General features: G+C 41.3%; 16 protein-coding genes. 6 read left to right on the top strand and 10 right to left on the bottom strand.

The annotated features are described in order from the left end of the window. The first annotated feature begins 158 nt into the window (after nt 1–158). Nucleotides 159–803 (top strand): hypothetical protein, encoded by a 645-nt coding sequence (locus ACVHUV_RS08845; RefSeq protein ID WP_462086783.1) that lies wholly within the window; start codon nt 159–161, stop codon nt 801–803. Here ACVHUV_RS08845 and ACVHUV_RS08840 read toward each other — a convergent pair. Beyond that, nucleotides 800–1,747: an AEC family transporter gene (locus ACVHUV_RS08840; protein WP_462086782.1), complete on the bottom strand. Its 948-nt coding sequence runs from the start codon at nt 1,745–1,747 to the stop codon at nt 800–802. The two genes, ACVHUV_RS08845 and ACVHUV_RS08840, sit on opposite strands and share 4 nt — an antisense overlap. A gap of 283 nt (nt 1,748–2,030) precedes the next feature. Here ACVHUV_RS08840 and ACVHUV_RS08835 point away from each other — a divergent pair, with 283 nt between their 5' ends. From ACVHUV_RS08835 to ACVHUV_RS08825, 3 genes are all read left to right on the top strand, one after another. Beyond that, a complete protein-coding gene (locus ACVHUV_RS08835; RefSeq protein WP_462086781.1) occupies nt 2,031–2,468 on the top strand; it encodes a general stress protein in 438 nt (145 codons plus the stop codon). Between the two features lie 87 nt (nt 2,469–2,555). Beyond that, nucleotides 2,556–2,702: a YfhE family protein gene (locus ACVHUV_RS08830; RefSeq protein ID WP_317943836.1), complete on the top strand. Its 147-nt coding sequence runs from the start codon at nt 2,556–2,558 to the stop codon at nt 2,700–2,702. A 238-nt stretch (nt 2,703–2,940) separates the two neighbouring features. Beyond that, nucleotides 2,941–3,915 carry an Rpn family recombination-promoting nuclease/putative transposase gene (locus tag ACVHUV_RS08825; RefSeq protein ID WP_462086780.1) on the top strand — a complete coding sequence of 325 codons (975 nt, stop codon included), beginning with the start codon at nt 2,941–2,943 and terminating at the stop codon, nt 3,913–3,915. A gap of 173 nt (nt 3,916–4,088) precedes the next feature. Here the strand turns inward: ACVHUV_RS08825 and ACVHUV_RS08820 are convergent, their stop codons facing one another. From ACVHUV_RS08820 to ACVHUV_RS08805, 4 genes are all read right to left on the bottom strand, one after another. Next, entirely contained in the window at nt 4,089–5,684 is a 1,596-nt protein-coding gene (locus tag ACVHUV_RS08820) for a long-chain-fatty-acid--CoA ligase (protein WP_462086779.1), read from the bottom strand. Between the two features lie 114 nt (nt 5,685–5,798). Further along, the gene (locus ACVHUV_RS08815) at nt 5,799–7,364 is read right to left on the bottom strand and encodes a sodium/solute symporter (protein ID WP_462086778.1); all 1,566 of its coding nucleotides are present in this window, start codon (nt 7,362–7,364) and stop codon (nt 5,799–5,801) included. Beyond that, nucleotides 7,361–7,747: a DUF485 domain-containing protein gene (locus tag ACVHUV_RS08810; RefSeq protein WP_462086777.1), complete on the bottom strand. Its 387-nt coding sequence runs from the start codon at nt 7,745–7,747 to the stop codon at nt 7,361–7,363. Before ACVHUV_RS08810 ends, ACVHUV_RS08815 begins: the two co-directional genes overlap by 4 nt. A 501-nt stretch (nt 7,748–8,248) precedes the next feature. Next, nucleotides 8,249–9,607 carry an amidohydrolase family protein gene (locus ACVHUV_RS08805; protein WP_462086776.1) on the bottom strand — a complete coding sequence of 453 codons (1,359 nt, stop codon included), beginning with the start codon at nt 9,605–9,607 and terminating at the stop codon, nt 8,249–8,251. Between the two features lie 104 nt (nt 9,608–9,711). On the opposite strand from ACVHUV_RS08805, the gene ACVHUV_RS08800 reads away from it, so the two are divergent. Then, on the top strand, nt 9,712–10,545 hold the full coding sequence (locus ACVHUV_RS08800) for an Rgg/GadR/MutR family transcriptional regulator (RefSeq protein WP_462086775.1): 834 nt from the start codon (nt 9,712–9,714) through the stop codon (nt 10,543–10,545). Nucleotides 10,546–11,101: 556 nt separating this feature from the next. On the opposite strand, the gene ACVHUV_RS08795 is transcribed toward ACVHUV_RS08800, so the two are convergent. The 3 genes from ACVHUV_RS08795 to ACVHUV_RS08785 all read right to left on the bottom strand — a co-directional run bounded on the left by ACVHUV_RS08795 (nt 11,102) and on the right by ACVHUV_RS08785 (nt 12,733). Further along, the gene (locus tag ACVHUV_RS08795; RefSeq protein WP_462086774.1) at nt 11,102–11,398 is read right to left on the bottom strand and encodes a hypothetical protein; all 297 of its coding nucleotides are present in this window, start codon (nt 11,396–11,398) and stop codon (nt 11,102–11,104) included. 99 nt (nt 11,399–11,497) lie between these two features. Continuing rightward, the gene (locus ACVHUV_RS08790) at nt 11,498–11,674 is read right to left on the bottom strand and encodes a GNAT family N-acetyltransferase (protein WP_462086773.1); all 177 of its coding nucleotides are present in this window, start codon (nt 11,672–11,674) and stop codon (nt 11,498–11,500) included. A 138-nt stretch (nt 11,675–11,812) separates the two neighbouring features. Beyond that, entirely contained in the window at nt 11,813–12,733 is a 921-nt protein-coding gene (locus tag ACVHUV_RS08785) for a tetratricopeptide repeat protein (protein ID WP_462086772.1), read from the bottom strand. Between the two features lie 323 nt (nt 12,734–13,056). Here ACVHUV_RS08785 and ACVHUV_RS08780 point away from each other — a divergent pair, with 323 nt between their 5' ends. Next, nucleotides 13,057–13,290, top strand: a complete 234-nt coding sequence (locus ACVHUV_RS08780) for a hypothetical protein (protein ID WP_462086771.1) — start codon at nt 13,057–13,059, stop codon at nt 13,288–13,290. Between the two features lie 246 nt (nt 13,291–13,536). Here ACVHUV_RS08780 and ACVHUV_RS08775 read toward each other — a convergent pair whose 3' ends face one another. Both ACVHUV_RS08775 and ACVHUV_RS08770 read right to left on the bottom strand, forming a co-directional pair. After that, the gene (locus ACVHUV_RS08775; protein WP_317943811.1) at nt 13,537–14,229 is read right to left on the bottom strand and encodes an ABC transporter ATP-binding protein; all 693 of its coding nucleotides are present in this window, start codon (nt 14,227–14,229) and stop codon (nt 13,537–13,539) included. A 1-nt stretch (nt 14,230) separates the two neighbouring features. Continuing rightward, nucleotides 14,231–15,862 carry an ABC transporter permease gene (locus ACVHUV_RS08770; RefSeq protein WP_462086770.1) on the bottom strand — a complete coding sequence of 544 codons (1,632 nt, stop codon included), beginning with the start codon at nt 15,860–15,862 and terminating at the stop codon, nt 14,231–14,233. Between the last annotated feature and the right edge of the window lie 47 nt (nt 15,863–15,909).

Below are 15,909 nucleotides of genomic sequence, written 5' to 3'. Positions count from 1 at the left end.
ACAGAAGTCTATTTTAAATGCATTCACCGGTGAAATCAAAAATGAAATGAATTGAGTTTATTCAAACAACTCTCAATCTGTGCAACATAAGACGTGTCGATTATCTCGAAAAACAATCCGTGGTATGATGAAATTCTGATGTGAAGGAGTGAAAACCAATGGACAATAAAGAAAAACAACTTTTTGCATATTATTACAAACAATTCGCTGAACGGTCATTTGACGAAAAAGACGTGCTAGCATTTCTGTTATTTGCCAAAAAACATGCGCAAGCCAATAAAGTACTAAACGAACTCGGACAATTCCTTGTCCAACGTGAACAGATGACAGGGTACGTTAAAAGCTATTTCGACCACTGCCAAGAAATCATTCAAAACCTCGGCAAAGGAAAAAAAGAGAAAATCGAGAATTTGTTCTCCTTTAAGGAAATCCGCAACCAGCTCAATGCCTTTTTCGTAGAACAAGGATTCGATAAACTTTCACCTGAAGTGATCAATGATATTATGTTGTGCATGATCGCTTTATTGCAAGACGTAAAACTTATCTCCCGTACGACAAATAAGAAAGTCGGCCACTTAAGCTTTGCCGCATCTAGCAAAGAGTTATTCCTGATGGGCAATATGCGGGTCTTACATAAAGGACGTTTCATCCCAATCACATTCCCTGTGCTAACGGCTAGAAATAGCTATGAAAAGGTTACACCACGTGATCAGAATGACACGCCTTACCTCTTTGACGATGCACTCATTGAAGTGATGAATCATGAAGGTCAATTGGTCATTACGTTCCCTACGATGAATTAGTAAAAATACGGATACAACCAATGCAAAAGGCTATATAATAACGGCAATGTAAACAGGCATAGCACCGTTGTCAAAAGGACACCAAACGAAGCAAAAGACGCATCCGCCCCAAACTTCTGGGCATAGACCGAAGTCGTTGTAGCACTCGGCATCGCCGATGTCAGCACAGCAACAACTAGCAATGGAAAAGGCACATGGACGTAAAGGAAAAGCAGTAAACAAATTGGCAACACGAGTAAACGAAAAGTAGCCGCTATCCATAGATACCTGTTTGTGCTGTATTGGCGGAATGTTCGCCATCGGATATCCGCAAGCAGACTACCGATGAGTAGCATCGATAATGGTATCGTCATCTTGCCAATGCTTTCAACGGTTGCTACAAATGGTTCTGGCCAAGAAAGAGGCAAGACCATCATAACAATCCCGATTACGGTTGATACAATGCCTGGATTGACGATCAAACCTTTCCAGTTCACATTGTGTGCGCCCTTTGTGAATAAATAAATACCGTACGACCAAATAAGTAGCAAATAACAACTATTGAAAATCGTTAAATACACGATTCCCTCTTCAGCCATAAGAATAAAAATGATTGCATAACCAATGAATCCTTGATTGCCAAAAATAATGAGGCTTTCAAAGACACTTTTTTGTTGTTCAGGCAAACGCGCTTTCTTCCGTAGAATGAACGCGACAATGACGGAACTGCCGAGGATGAAAATGGACATTGCCACTAACCATTCAAAAGAGATAAGCAGTTCTTTTGTAAGCTTCGTGTTCAATGAATAGATGATTAATGCCGGTAACGTAATGTTCAGGAGTAGTAGGGTAATCACTTGATTCGTCTGCGTATGGAAGACGTTTATTTTTCGTGCGATAAACCCGACGCTTGCAATCAGATACAACGGGAGTAACACTTGCATGAACGTGGCAATCGATAGCATCTTTAGCCCTCCTTTTCATATTGTTGTAGCGTATGAATGAATTAGCAAAGAGGTACGTAGAAGGTATCAACATAACGAAATACTTCGTTTTTAATATCCAAATGAAAGATGCATGGGGGCAAACTGTCTCTCATGCATTTTTGTTTTGAGAGCCAATTTTCATGAGTGCTATCGTCCTTTTCATTTTATTGCGATAATAATTTTCAAGGAACGATGTATAGATTTCTTTCAGGATGGGTAAAGAGGATACATCACCGCAGAAGTGAACTGGAGGGATTTTGTTATGACAAAACAAGTAATTGGCGTCTATTCGACTGAACACGAAGCAGCTGAAATAGTGGAATCATTAAAAAAGGAAGGTTTTACAACTGATGAGATTTCGGTGATTGCTAAACATATTGAAACGCCGGATGCCGTAACACAGGAAATTAAACCGTCAACGAGAGATGGAGCGATTGCAGGAGCTGCAACGGGCGGTGCGATCGGTATGGCAGGCGTTCTAGTAGGGTTATCGACAGTTGTGATTCCGGGATTCGGTGCAGTGTTAGCGGCCGGCCCCATTTTGACAACGATTGGCGGTGCAGTAATCGGCGCTGGTACAGATGCTGGCGGATTAAAGCACGCATTGCTTGAACTAGGTGTTCCGGATGATGATGCAGAACAGTTTGCAGATGACGTTCAAAATGGAAAAGTGCTTGTGTTGGTTGATGCGAAAAAATGATGGATGTACTCTAACATTGAGTTGTGCATAGTATTCCAAGGTTTGGGTACAAGTAATAGAGACACAAGGATGAAGGGAGTAATTGAAATGGATAAGAACAAACAGCCACATGAACAGATGACTGACAAGAACAATAATCTCAGTTCAGCACAAGAAGTACTTTATCAAAAAGACTTCAATAAGGCGGATAAAGCGATAGAGCAAGAGGAAAACGACAAAGATAAAAATAAATAATAGGACGACATTACTAAACCGTGTAGATCAAGTAGGATTCAACTTTGTCTACACGGTTTTTAGTTATGCATTTCAGTCCTCTACAATCCACCTTGCAAATGAGGGATATTATAAAAATAGTCTTCACAAAATACATAGAATAGAATACACTTAATAAAAGTTTGAATAATTCGTTATTTTAATTGATTTCCACGAACATTTGTTTTATTATAATTGTAACGAAATGGAGGGATGTACGTTGGTTACTGTCGTGAAGGAAGATATGGAAGTGTACGGTTCTGAATTACTAGAGCTACGAAATGATTTTGTTTTCAAATCGTTTTTCACAGATGAACGGAACAATCGGTTGCTTCTGCATTTTGTCAATTCAATTTTAGGGGGTACGATTAAGTCTTTACAGTTAATGGATCCCGTGAATACGAAAAAGTATGCCGTTGATAAGTTGTCCATTATGGATTTGCGTGCGACAACTGAACTTGGCGAACAAATTAACATAGAAATGCAATTGGAAAGACATACTGCTTTCAACGAACGCATGCTGTATTATTGGGCGAGTTTGTATAGTTCACAAATAAGAAGTACAGATCCGTATGGACAGTTGAAAAAAGTAATCCAGATTATCATTTCGGATTTTGAAATGTTGCCAATTAAAGACATCCATAGTACATTTCAAATAATAGAACCAAGAAAAGGTCTTCTCTTTTCAAAGCACTTGGAGATACACGTTATTCAATTGCCAAAAGAACTGCAAAAGCCTTTAGATGATATGAATGCGCTCGAAAAATGGCTGCTATTTTTTAGAGGAAATCAAAAGATAAAGGAGGAAGTTGCGATGGAAAGTTCCGCATACAAAGAGGCATTTGAGGAAATCCGTAAACTAAGTATGGATCCCGAAACATTCCACCTTGCTCTCAGCAGGGAAATTGCGTTGCGTGACCATATTCAACGGATGGAAGATGCTGAAAAGCTTGGACTTGAAAAAGGGATTGAAAGAGGCATCGAGCAAGGTATTCAGCAAGGCGTTGAAAAAGGGCGAGAAATCGGAATCGCGAAAGGCATTGAACAAGGCATTGAACAAGGCATTGAACAAACCAAAAAGGCATTTGTTTTGAAAATGCACGATGAATCTCTACCTTTGGAGTTAATTTGCAAGCTTGCTGAATTGACGACTGACGAGGTGCAGAAGATTATTGACAACCGAACAAACCATTAACGTCTTCTGCTAGGTAACCTAATGAGCGTCAAAATGAAGAAACCATCCTCCGCGATGATATGAGCGCTGGATGGTTTCTTTCATGAACAATATAGGACATTTTACAACAACCAATTTACCTTCACGCAATGACTGTAAATACACCGTTTCCTTTCACGGACATACACGTAACACTAGTTAACCATTTTCTCTTTACTCTTCCAAAATTCATTACGTAAATGCGCTTTTTGAATCTTACCAGATCCAGTTTTAGGTAGTTCTTCTACAAAAGAAACGGAGGTTGGGGCTTTATAATGGGCAATCTGTTCTCTCGCAAAAGAAATGATTTCCTCTTCCGTCACTGTCACACCTTCCCGGATGACAACTACTGCATGAGGTGTCTCTCCCCACTTTTCATGTGGAATGGAAACGACAGCTGCTTCCAAGATCGCCGGATGCTCATACAGTGTATTCTCCACTTCAATAGAAGAAATATTTTCACCACCACTAATAATGATGTCTTTTTTCCTGTCCACAATTTCGATGTTTCCTTCCTGATCGACGACTCCCATATCGCCAGTATGGAACCAGCCATCCCGGATGACAGCTTGTGTTGCAGCTTCATTTTTCCAATACCCTTCCATCACACCGTTCCCCCGGACGACAAGTTCTCCAATTTCCCGACCGTCATGGTTCACTTCTTCCCCATTTTCATTGACCACTTTTACTTCAGTCAAGCTCATTTGATAGCCTGCTTTCGCTTTCATCCGGTAATGCACTTCTTTCGGTTCATTCACATGTTGATCGCGAATCAAGGAAATTAACGTCAATGGGGACGTCTCTGTCATTCCATAAATTTGAATGAATTCCCACCCAAGTTCTTCCTCTACTTTTTGAATAAAAGTGACAGGAGGAGCGGATCCTCCCACTACAATGCGAACTTGCTTATGCGGGTCATTATTCAACTGATTTTCATCAAAATACTGGATGAGTGAATTTAATACTGTTGGGGCCATGTGCATGACCGTTACACCGTACTTTTGCATTTTCTCAAAAATTTCTTTAGGCCGGGTTTTCCTCAACATGACTTGCGTTGCGCCGTTGCCTGTATAATAAAAAATTGATCCCCACCCATTCACGTGAAACATCGGTAGCACGTGAAGTAGTACATCCTGGTCATTGACACGTAAATGATGCATCACTTGAAGGGCTTGCAAGTAGTTGTTTCGATGCGTAAGCATAACACCTTTCGGATCACCCGTCGTGCCACTCGTATAAAGCAAACTCGCAATATCACATTCATCCAATTCCGCTCGATTAATCGGATCTGTTGAAAATTGAGCAAGCCACTCTTCATACGCTACATCCGTTCCTGCAAGCTCTATATTAGCAGCACCATGCACAATAATTTGTTCTACATGCAACTGCTCTCTAACAGGCGCAATCGACTCGTACAATTCCCAATCTACGAGCAACACTTTTGTTTCACTATGATTTAAGATAAACAAATACTCATTTGGTTTCAGTCGAATGTTAAGAGGTACAGCAACAGCCCCTAACTGGAATGCTCCGTAAAATCCTTCTAACATTTCCAACGTATTCGGTGCTAAAATAGCAACGCGATCACCTTTTTCGACTCCCATTTTCCGCAATCCACGTGATAGTCGGTTCACCCTGTTATTTAACTCGGAATACGTGACAACTTTATCATCGTCAATAACGGCCGTTTTCTGGCCATATAGTTTAACGGCACGATCTAAAAAGTCTGTTAATAGCAACGGTACATACACGTTAACGCCTCCTAGAAAACAGATTAGTAGAAAAACAAACTTCTTCAGCAATCCTATGATTTTGTAAGATACACAACGTCATCATTCATCAAATCCTCTAAAATAGAACGCCGCTTACGACAACTCTTCTTTAGCATGGACTTTTCGCATGAATAAATTTACGTCAGCCGGTACTTTGCCATCCAATTTTGAGACGATAAAAACGGATAAGAACCCGATTGGCACAGTAATGATACCTGGTACTCTAAATTGCAATGCTTCTGGTAAAACTGACGAAAAGAAAATCATGAACAGCGATGCTAATAGCCCCATGACTAGACCTGCAATGGCACCTTTTTCAGTGATTCCTCGCCACCAAATTCCAAGGATAAATATTGGTGCAAACGTACTCGCTCCAACGGTAAAAGCGAGTGCAACAAGGTGACCGATTGAGGCGGTTTTCACAAGTAGGCCAAGCACACCGTAAAAGACGCCAAGAAAGACGATGGCCCATTTACCTGCTCGTACACGTTGTTTTTCAGTCAACTCCTTCTTTGAAAACTTTGCATACAAGTCATGCGCAATAGCTCCTGAGCTGGCAATGAACAATCCAGACAAGTTTGAGAAAATCGCAGCAAATGCTCCAGCAATTACAAAACCAAGGAGCCACTGACCGCCAAGTGCCGTTGCAATTGACGGAACGACCATGTTATCGCCGCCAGTTACTAAGTTCTTCATCACTTCAGTACTCGCATTTCCTTCCAAAAAAATTGCGCGTCCAACGACTCCAAGGTACACAGCAAGACCGAAAAACAAACTGGCAATCCCAATGGACATTACTGCAGATTTCCGAGCGGCCTTCGCATTTGGATTCGTATAAAAACGTAATAAAATATGAGGTAGTCCAATAACACCAAGTGCAAGTCCAATGACCATGGAAAGACTATGCAAAAAATTCGGATTAAATAAACCAGATTTGTACCAATTTTCTCCGTTAAACACGATGTCTTTCCCATCACTTGTAAATGCTCCAGTGTTTGCAATTGTTCCACTGAAGTCGTTGATGACGGCTAAAATCTTTTCGTAATGAAATCCACCGTAAATGGCTGCCGCCACCATAACAATAAAAGCGCCTAACCGAATCCAAAGCTCCAAAGCTTGATTTAAGGTTGTCCCTTTCATTCCACCGACACCGACATAGAAAATCATAACCGCAGTTGTAAAAATAATTCCAAATTCATATGATGTGCCAAAAAACATACTTAAAATGGAAGCCGCACCAAGCAATTGCGGTGCAGCATAAAAACCTGAAATTGCCAACACAACGATGACAGCGATAATACGCGCCCGCTTGCTATGAAAACGATATGCGACAAAATCTGCGACCGTATATGCTCCTAAACGGCGCAAAGGTCCCGCCACAAATAACGCCAACAACGTTAAGCCTATCGAAAAGCTGAACGTATAAAAAGCTCCGTCATATCCAATTGAAAATGTAAGTCCTGCAAGTCCTAGAAATGTAGCAGCACTCAAATAGTCCCCAGCAATTGCAGAGCCATTCGTAAACCAGCCGAATTGACGTCCACCAACGAAGAAATCACTTGCACTCTCATTCCTTTTTGATAGATACGTAATGTAGACAATCGTACCTAAGAGCAAAAGGGTGAATAAATATTTTGGATCTAGGAGGAATTCCATCATTTAACAACCTCCTTCTCTCTACCTGAAGATGTGTTTGGCTCTTCTTCGCTAGAAGCAATAATGGTCTCAACTTTCTTTTCCCATCGCTCATACAATTTCGTGTGCACGAACGCGATAACAAAAGCCATCACCATCGCAACAATTGCAGTTAGAAACCAACTTGTTGACATGCCACCATACAGCTTTGCAAACGCCCAATCCGGTTTAAACCAGTTCATGACAGGAACCGAAAGAACGAAAAGGAAATAGACAACTGTTAATGACAAGCCTGTCCGAAATTCCGAATTTACGATATACCTAGTTTCCCGATCTAACTTCTCCAATTTTTTAATGTCAATCGTTTCACAAGGTTCGTCTGTCATTTGAAATTCTTTTTCTTTCATCTACAATCCACTCCTTTGTATTTTGTTTCTTTGCTGGATTATCCAGTCAAAACACATGAGGCAGAAAGCGTACTAAGATGTTGGAGACTGGAGCGCATTGAAATTCCAGTTCTTCTTCGCTAATTAATCGTTCTGAACTTTGTTTTCGCTAGACTGCTAGTATGTTTACCGTCTACTCTTCAACCCTTTCATTATGATTTGCTTCACTAACCAGTGGAAAATCCACCAATCTATTTTTATTATACTGAACTTTTATAAAATTACAATATATTGATTGGCTCTACATGGCATTATTCATAAAGTTAGCCAATTTAGCTAGGGCTATTCACCGATAAGTTGAATGACAAGAAATAGACAGGTATTGTTTTGTAAACAATCCTATTTGAACATGGAAGCAACACCAAAAAACATCTACCCATGAGTAAGCACTCACGGATGGATGTTTTTTAATAAAGGTATAATTTGTTTACTGTTCAGGGATCGATTCTTATCACACTAATCTCAACCACCAACTTCGACTGTACCCATCTCCTCCTCCCACCTCTTCTGGAATTCAACCATACGTTGTTCAAAATCCTCTTCACTTGGAATATACGTAAGCACTTCTTCTCGGCTGTACACCCTCCCACCTTTCACAATGCGATGGATGCTTTTCGTATGTTCGATCGCTTCGAGGGGATTCTCATTCAAGATGACGAGATCAGCAATGTACCCTTCTTTAATTGCGCCGATGTTCTCAAGATAGATGGATCGCGCCGCACGGATTGTTGCAGCTTGTAACGTTTCCATTTCAGTTAGGCCAATCTCTCTTAATAGCTCTAACTCTCGATGCAGCGCCATCCCTGGGAACGTGTACAAAAGCGCAGGTGTATCTGTCCCTGCTACAACTGTCCCACCAAGGTCAAAATAGGTCTTCGTCACAAGTTTTGTAAAAGCATGCTGATGACAAAATTGCTGATTAATGCTGTCTACCTGTTGTTCCATGCTCTTCCAATGACTCATCAAAATAGCATGTTCTTCGAGAGAACGTATCACCAGATTTTCCGGCGACCAAATATGAGGATACCGTTTCAACTGATCGAAGCAGACAAGCGTCGGACAGAGCTTCACTTCATATTGGAGCATCTGTTTACAAAGTTCTTTAATCATCTGCTCGTCAGGATTCTCCCAATCGATATGACTCCATTCTGCTTGATCCGCAGTTGGGTACCATCCGGGATAGAGAGACTGTACAAACCCTGAAGCATGCTCGAACCACGTAACGCCTAGCTCCGCTGCTTCCAACGCACTCACTTTTTGGGAATGGATCAAATCGCATGCCACTTCCAAATTAAATTTCCGCGCTTCTTCAACGGTTGCCTGTATAACCTCCCGATTTGCCAAGCCATAAATTTTGATGAAGTTAACACCGGTTGCTGCCTGTCTTCGCACTTCCACTCGAGCTTCTTCAGGATCTTCTGTAACAAAATTTCCGTAACTTGTTGGCCCCCATAGCCCCGGTTCGCCGTCAATCATACGATCTGCTGAAAAAACACGAGGCGTTGGTGCATCTAACGGCGCGTTGAGCAAATCCTCAATCATCATCACATTACTCGCCGGATTCCGGACAGTTGTCACACCAGACGCTAAGAAATGTGGCGCAAATCTACATTGAATATGACAATGCATATCGATCAAACCTGGAATAATATACATACCGTTCGCATCAATTATCTGAAGGTTTTCTGGCAACCTTTCATCCACCTTATACATCCGCTTAATTTTTGTTCCTTCAATTTCAATTGAGCCGAGGAATGATTCCCCTTTTTCAACATCAATAATCGTCCCATTTTTTATTAGATACTGTTTTGCTTCAGCCATTTCAGCCGCCTCCTCATGTATAATGGAAATATCTTATTTTTATTGTAGAATGAAATTTTAGAAGGCTTTATCAAATTTTCATATAGTGGAATTGGGGCGAAGTAATGAAAGCATACGGGGAAACACTACGACAGATTCGGGAGCAAAAAGGGCTGACGATGAAGGAATTGGCGGATGGGATTTGCTCGATTTCATTCCTATCGAAATTTGAGCGCGGCGATTCCGATATGACACTTGGGCTGTTCACGGACATATTAGAAAAAATGATGATGAGTTTTGATGAATTTTTGTTTGTGCACAACGAGTTCCAATCGAGCCAACTTGAACAGTTTTTCAGAGCGGTTCACAACGCATACACACAAGGTGATTCGGATGCACTAAGGAAGTTAAAACAGCAGCAAACGAAAAAGTGGCAGCAATTCGGGGTGGAAACCTATCAGTATCATGTGTTAATGCTACATATGTATGAAGGGATCCTTGACAACAAAAGGATGGATGAAGAAGTAACCAAAGAGGACATTCAACGATTAGCAGATTACTTCTTCCGCATTGAAGTATGGGGGCTTTATGAATTGATGCTCTATAATGCCACGCTATTTTTTCTTGAACCGGAAACCGTGCTCCTGCTTTCACGAACCGCATATGAAAAAAGTATTCGATACAAGGATTTCCAAAAGGTAAATGACGTCATTACGACCATTCTCATGAATTCAATTACGTATCTATTGGGGCCTGTCACTGACTTCACGCACGACACGAGATTTCAAACAGAATTGAACGAGTTCTTTTCCTACCTGCACAAGCTCTCACTACCTGAACACAAATTGTTTGAGCGGGCAAACTTGTTGCAGCTCAAAGGTGCTTATAAATTGCGATTGGGAGAAACAGAACAAGGATCACGAAGATTCGAAAATCGATTTATCTATTTAGAGAATTAGGTGCTGTTGGGCAAGCGAAGCGGATTGAGAGTTATTTGGAGTTGATTTTGGTCTATCAAGAACCGGGTTCACTTTCTACGAGACAATGATGAAATGAAATAGCAGGTTTGGCAATTGGTAACGTACTTTCGACCGTAACTACGAAATCTCCTATCGCAAATATGCAGACTCAAAATACGAATTCGTCATCTCTTTCGAAGACAAATACGGACAGAATTTCCGTGTCATAAAAGACGTCACCCCCTATACGTACCAGCAATACAACGTCGGAGACAAGCTACCGATCGCGTACCGCAACGCAAATCCGTATGATGTATTCCTCCGTGGCACTTCGATCGAAGATGCCATTCAACTGTTGTTCACTTGGCAAATACTCGCCTATACCATCATTACAGGCGTAGTCGTTTTTAGCATACTGTTGAAGTATAGGGCGCGGAAGAAAAAACGATAACATTCGATTTGCATCGTCTACTCTGTCACCAATCTAAAATGGCCAGGTTCTTCATTAAACGAAGAAGAACCTGACCATCTGTAGTTCCTGTCAATCAACCGCAATTTATTCCCGTGTATATACTTGCTCATCGGCGTCCAGCCAATCAAAGAAATCCGTCCGGTTCAAATTAAATGTATAATAAATTTCCTTTACTTCTGGATGGCTGAGGATAGTTTGTGTCATTGTATTCAACAACTCGAATTGATCCTGAGGTGACGGTACACCTATGATATGCGTAAACGGGACTAGGTCTATAACAGCTGTACCTTTTTGGTCCACGTAAACACCGTAAAGACCATGTTTCAAATCGCTTCCAAATAATTCATTCGAAGGACGACTTAATATTGAAGTGCGTTTCATAGTACTCCTGTTTTTTTGCATTTAATTTTGGCAACAGGGATTTACCTTCAGCTAACCAGGAATAGGCATGATTGTATTCCCTCATTCGGACATGCTCTTTTATGAGCGCAAGCGTAAAACCTGCATTACAAACTCCTTGGAATCTTGTTCTGTGTTCGGTCCCCAGGGCTGATATTGACAAACCTTTTCTTGAGAAGCATAGTGATGAACGTCCACCCAATCCTCTTCTTCTATTTCTCGTAAAAGAACCCGCTTGCTTTTCAACATACCGACCATATACATTTCCCCCTTGTAATGAATCCTAACAATGTGTGCTGACTTCTACTCAGCAACACAACATGAATATAAGTGCTCCATTTGTAAAGCTTACCTAAGTCTTTGATTCACCAGAACCATCAACAAACCCCTAACCAATCACTCCACCCACTCCGAATGACCGTGTTGTTTACAGCCAAACAAATAACAGCCGCCCTCAGAATGTAATTCAAACTCAAAAACCGGTCGATAGCCTGCCTGCAATTTTGCAAATAGTTGTTGTAGGCCTTTTAGTTCCTCTTGCAACTCCTGAACTCTATCGGCTTTATCCGCTTCAGACCAATGTTCATCGCATATTTCCTGCTTCACTTCTTCGATTTCCACTTGCTTGTCCTCAACCGCCTGATCGATCACTTGCCGGCAAGCGTGCACATCATGTAAGCGGAATAAAACATACGCATACCGGCCGATCACGTAAGGCGAAACGAAATAATCTTTCCACTCTTTTTCAAACATGTCCCGCGCTTCTTGCCAGCAGTCCAATTCCACATAAGCATCTGCCGCTTCGATTGCCCCTAAATAATGAGCAGACTCACTGTTCCACTCGTCAAGTATTGATTTGGCACCAGCCAACTCCCCGTTTCGAATACGTGCGATTACTTCATACCAACAAACGATATCCGAGTCTTCAGCGACTGCATGGAATCCGTCTGCCGCTTGCTTAAAACGACCCGTATGAAAGTCGGCAACTGCTAAATTATGAATGGCTTCACGTGACGATTGAATGGCTATTGATTCCGTCAACAGTTCCCTTGCACTTTCCCAATCCTTCTCCCCCAACGCAATTTCTCCGAGCATGTTAAACGGAAAGTGACTGTTCGGGCACAGCGCTACAACCTCTTCCAGAAGCGGTTTCGCTCGACGCACATCCTCTTCTTCATACAAGTACATCCACGCCAAATTATTCAACGATTGCACTGTCCGCTTTTCCTTAACCACCTGCTCAAGCAGTGCAAGCGCTGCATCATATTCATTTACCTCAAATAGTTGAAGTGCCTTTTCATTTAGATTAACCGTCATTCTCCTACATCTCCTATTGTAAAATTCACTTTGACCATTGTCGTATCGTCTTCATACATCAGGATATTACACAGTAAACACGCACAGACGCAGTTTTCATTTGTGCCAAAATCATTGGCAAGCAACTTAATCTATTAGCCGTAACTAAATTGCTGCCAACCGATAAAGAGAAGTCAGCAGTAACTCCTTTCAAACAATTAAAAGAATACCTGTTATCTATAGCAATTATATCCCTCGTTGAAGTAACCGTACATCAATCGTATAATGAGTAAAACGGGGTGATGCTGATGGAAACTCAATTGACGGAAATGATGTAAAAAGTCATGGACAAGCTTACTTCTATAGAATCGGAAATGGCCAGCATGAAGGCTGGAACGACCAGCATGAAGAGCGAAATGGCCAGCATGAAGGCCGAAATGTCTAACATGAAAACCGAAATGAATACAAGATTTGATGCGGTCGATACACGATTAGATGCAGTTGAATCAAAATTAACAGGGTCGGCCAACATTTCGAAGCGTTATCAAAAAACACGATACAAGACAAAGATAATTTGACGAAAGAACTCAAATACGTTACACATAAAATTAATGCGCTTGACCGGGAATTATTTATGCGCACCAATCCACAATAATTGTTTAGCGTCCATTATATAACAATTTACATGAAAGAAGGGAGCCCATTCAATATGACGGGCTCCCTTCTTTCATTTTATTTGTTTGGTAATCGTGTTGAATTCACTAATTTCATTCTTTCACAGGCAAAGCAGTTCCTCAAAACAACTCCACCCGTGTTGTAGGTGCTTACGTTGCACTACCGACCAACAAATCACAAGGACGCCCAATGATGTCAATCTTCCCGTCTTTAATCTTCACAATCCGGTCCGCCAGTGCATGCGCATCATTGATATTGTGCGTGACAAATACAGCAGTCGTATTAGCCTTCTTAAGAATGCGCCGAAGATCTTCCCTGATTTTCACTTGAAGATCTGTATCAAGGTTACTAAACGGCTCGTCAAGCAGGATAAGTTCAGGTTCTGGAGCGATTGCCCGTGCAAGAGCAACCCTTTGTTGTTGGCCGCCGCTCAATTGATGTGGATAGCGTTTTTCAAAACCTTCCAGTTCAACGAGTTCAAGCACTTCATTTACACGCTTCTGCTTCTCTTTCCGACTCATCTTCGAAAGCCCAAATAATATGTTCTCCTCTACACTCATATGAGGGAATAGCGCATAGTCTTGAAAAACCATCCCAATTCCCCGCTTTTCTGGCTGAATAAATGTCCGCGCATCCATAATTTTTCTGCCATTCAATGTAAACGAACCCGCATCCGGCATTTCAAGACCTGCGATCAAGCGTAAAATTGTACTCTTTCCACTTCCGCTTCGACCAAGGATAGAGATGACTTCCCCTTTTTCCACTGTAAACGAAATGCAGTTAACTGCTCTCGTTACTGAATTAGCATACGAAAAACTCAAATCTCGAATGTCGATGAACATATCATTTCGGCTCCTCTCTTAGTAGCTTATGGAAAACAATAATGGCAACTGCGCTGACACCCACAATCAGTAACGAAGCCTGTGAAGCCTCCATGATTTTTTCATCACTTGCATACTGAAATGCTTTCGTTGCAAGCGTGTCATAGTTGAAGGGTCTTAAAATAAGTGTTAACGGAATTTCTTTGAGAATATCGACAAACACAAGGACGAATCCACTAATAATCGCACCCTTCATCATCGGAACGTCGATTTTGAAAAATGTTCGCAATCGGCTAACCCCTAACATGCGAGAAGCGTCATGGAAATCCGTGCCGATTTTATCGAATCCAGCTTCAATCGAATTATATCCAATCGCAAAAAAACGGATGACATACGCACTGATGAGCATGAAAAGACTCACACTTAAGACAAGATCTGCATCCATCCCGAACCACCGATAAACAGGAGCAAAAAAACGATCAAGCGCTATAAATGTCGTAACGACCGCTACCGCGATGACTGCCCCCGGAATTGAATAACCGAGAATGGTCAATTTAGGTAGTACTTTTGCAAATTTATGATGGACGAACCGGCTAAAATTACCGATGATCAACGAGAATACAATAATCAATGTCGCGCTGAGTGCAGCGACAGAAACAGAGTTTTTCGTATACACGAGAACCTCATCCATCGGCACTTTTCCAAACGTCAAGATCACCCAATCGACCAGCTGAATGACAGGGATTAGAAAGGCAATGCTAAAAATCGTCAAGGTATACATCGTAGCAAAAGCGGCTGACTTCCCTTTCAACTTGACAAGAGGAAGCGGTCTCACTTTTGTCGTTGAATAACTGTATTGTTTACCACCACGTAGTAAACGTTCCACCATTAGAATAAAAATCACAATACCCATGAGGGAAGCAGCGAGTTTAATGGATGAATCCAAATCACCAAGTCCAAACCACGTCTGAAAAATAGCTGTACTGAACGTTTGAATGCCAAAATACTTAACGACTCCATAATCATTTAACACTTCCAAAATCACGAGACTTACGCCACCAATAATTGAGACGCGTGAAATTGGGACAACTACTTTCAAAAAAACTGCCCACGGCCCTTTCCCGAGGGTACGAGCACTTTCAATTAGCGACGCGGATTGATGAGACAAGAAAATTCTTGTAATCATATATACATACGGATAGAGAAAGATTGTATAAATAAAAATGGCGCCTGGCACATTCATGATGTCAAAGAAAGCAGGATTAGGATTGATTTCAAACTGGTTACGGAGTGTCTTTTGAATCACACCCGTGTAATTCACAATGCCATGATACGTGTAAGCACCGATAAATGGCGGAATTGACAAAGGAAGAATGAGTGCCCACTTCATGAAATTTCTTAGCGGAAAATCATATTGGGCAATTAACCAAGCAAGACTGAGACCAATTATTATCGTAAACAATGCTGTAAATAAAACGAGTGTTAATGAAGATTTTATATAATCTAAGAGCATGTAATCCTTAATATGCGTCCAGTTTTCACTTGCTGGTGAAAAAATGCCGGTTACAATCGAGATATTTGGTATAAATAGCAAGATAATAATTAGTATAGCTCCAATTGTCCACCCATTCACGTTCGCCAAATACCTGTTCATGACAAATCCATCCTTTATCTTTTCCGCAAGAAACCCCTTACCGCAAA

The sequence above is a fragment of the Sporosarcina saromensis genome (assembly GCF_054901285.1).
Note: the sequence above shows the minus strand (reverse complement) of the source record. Positions and strands in the feature narration are given on the sequence as shown.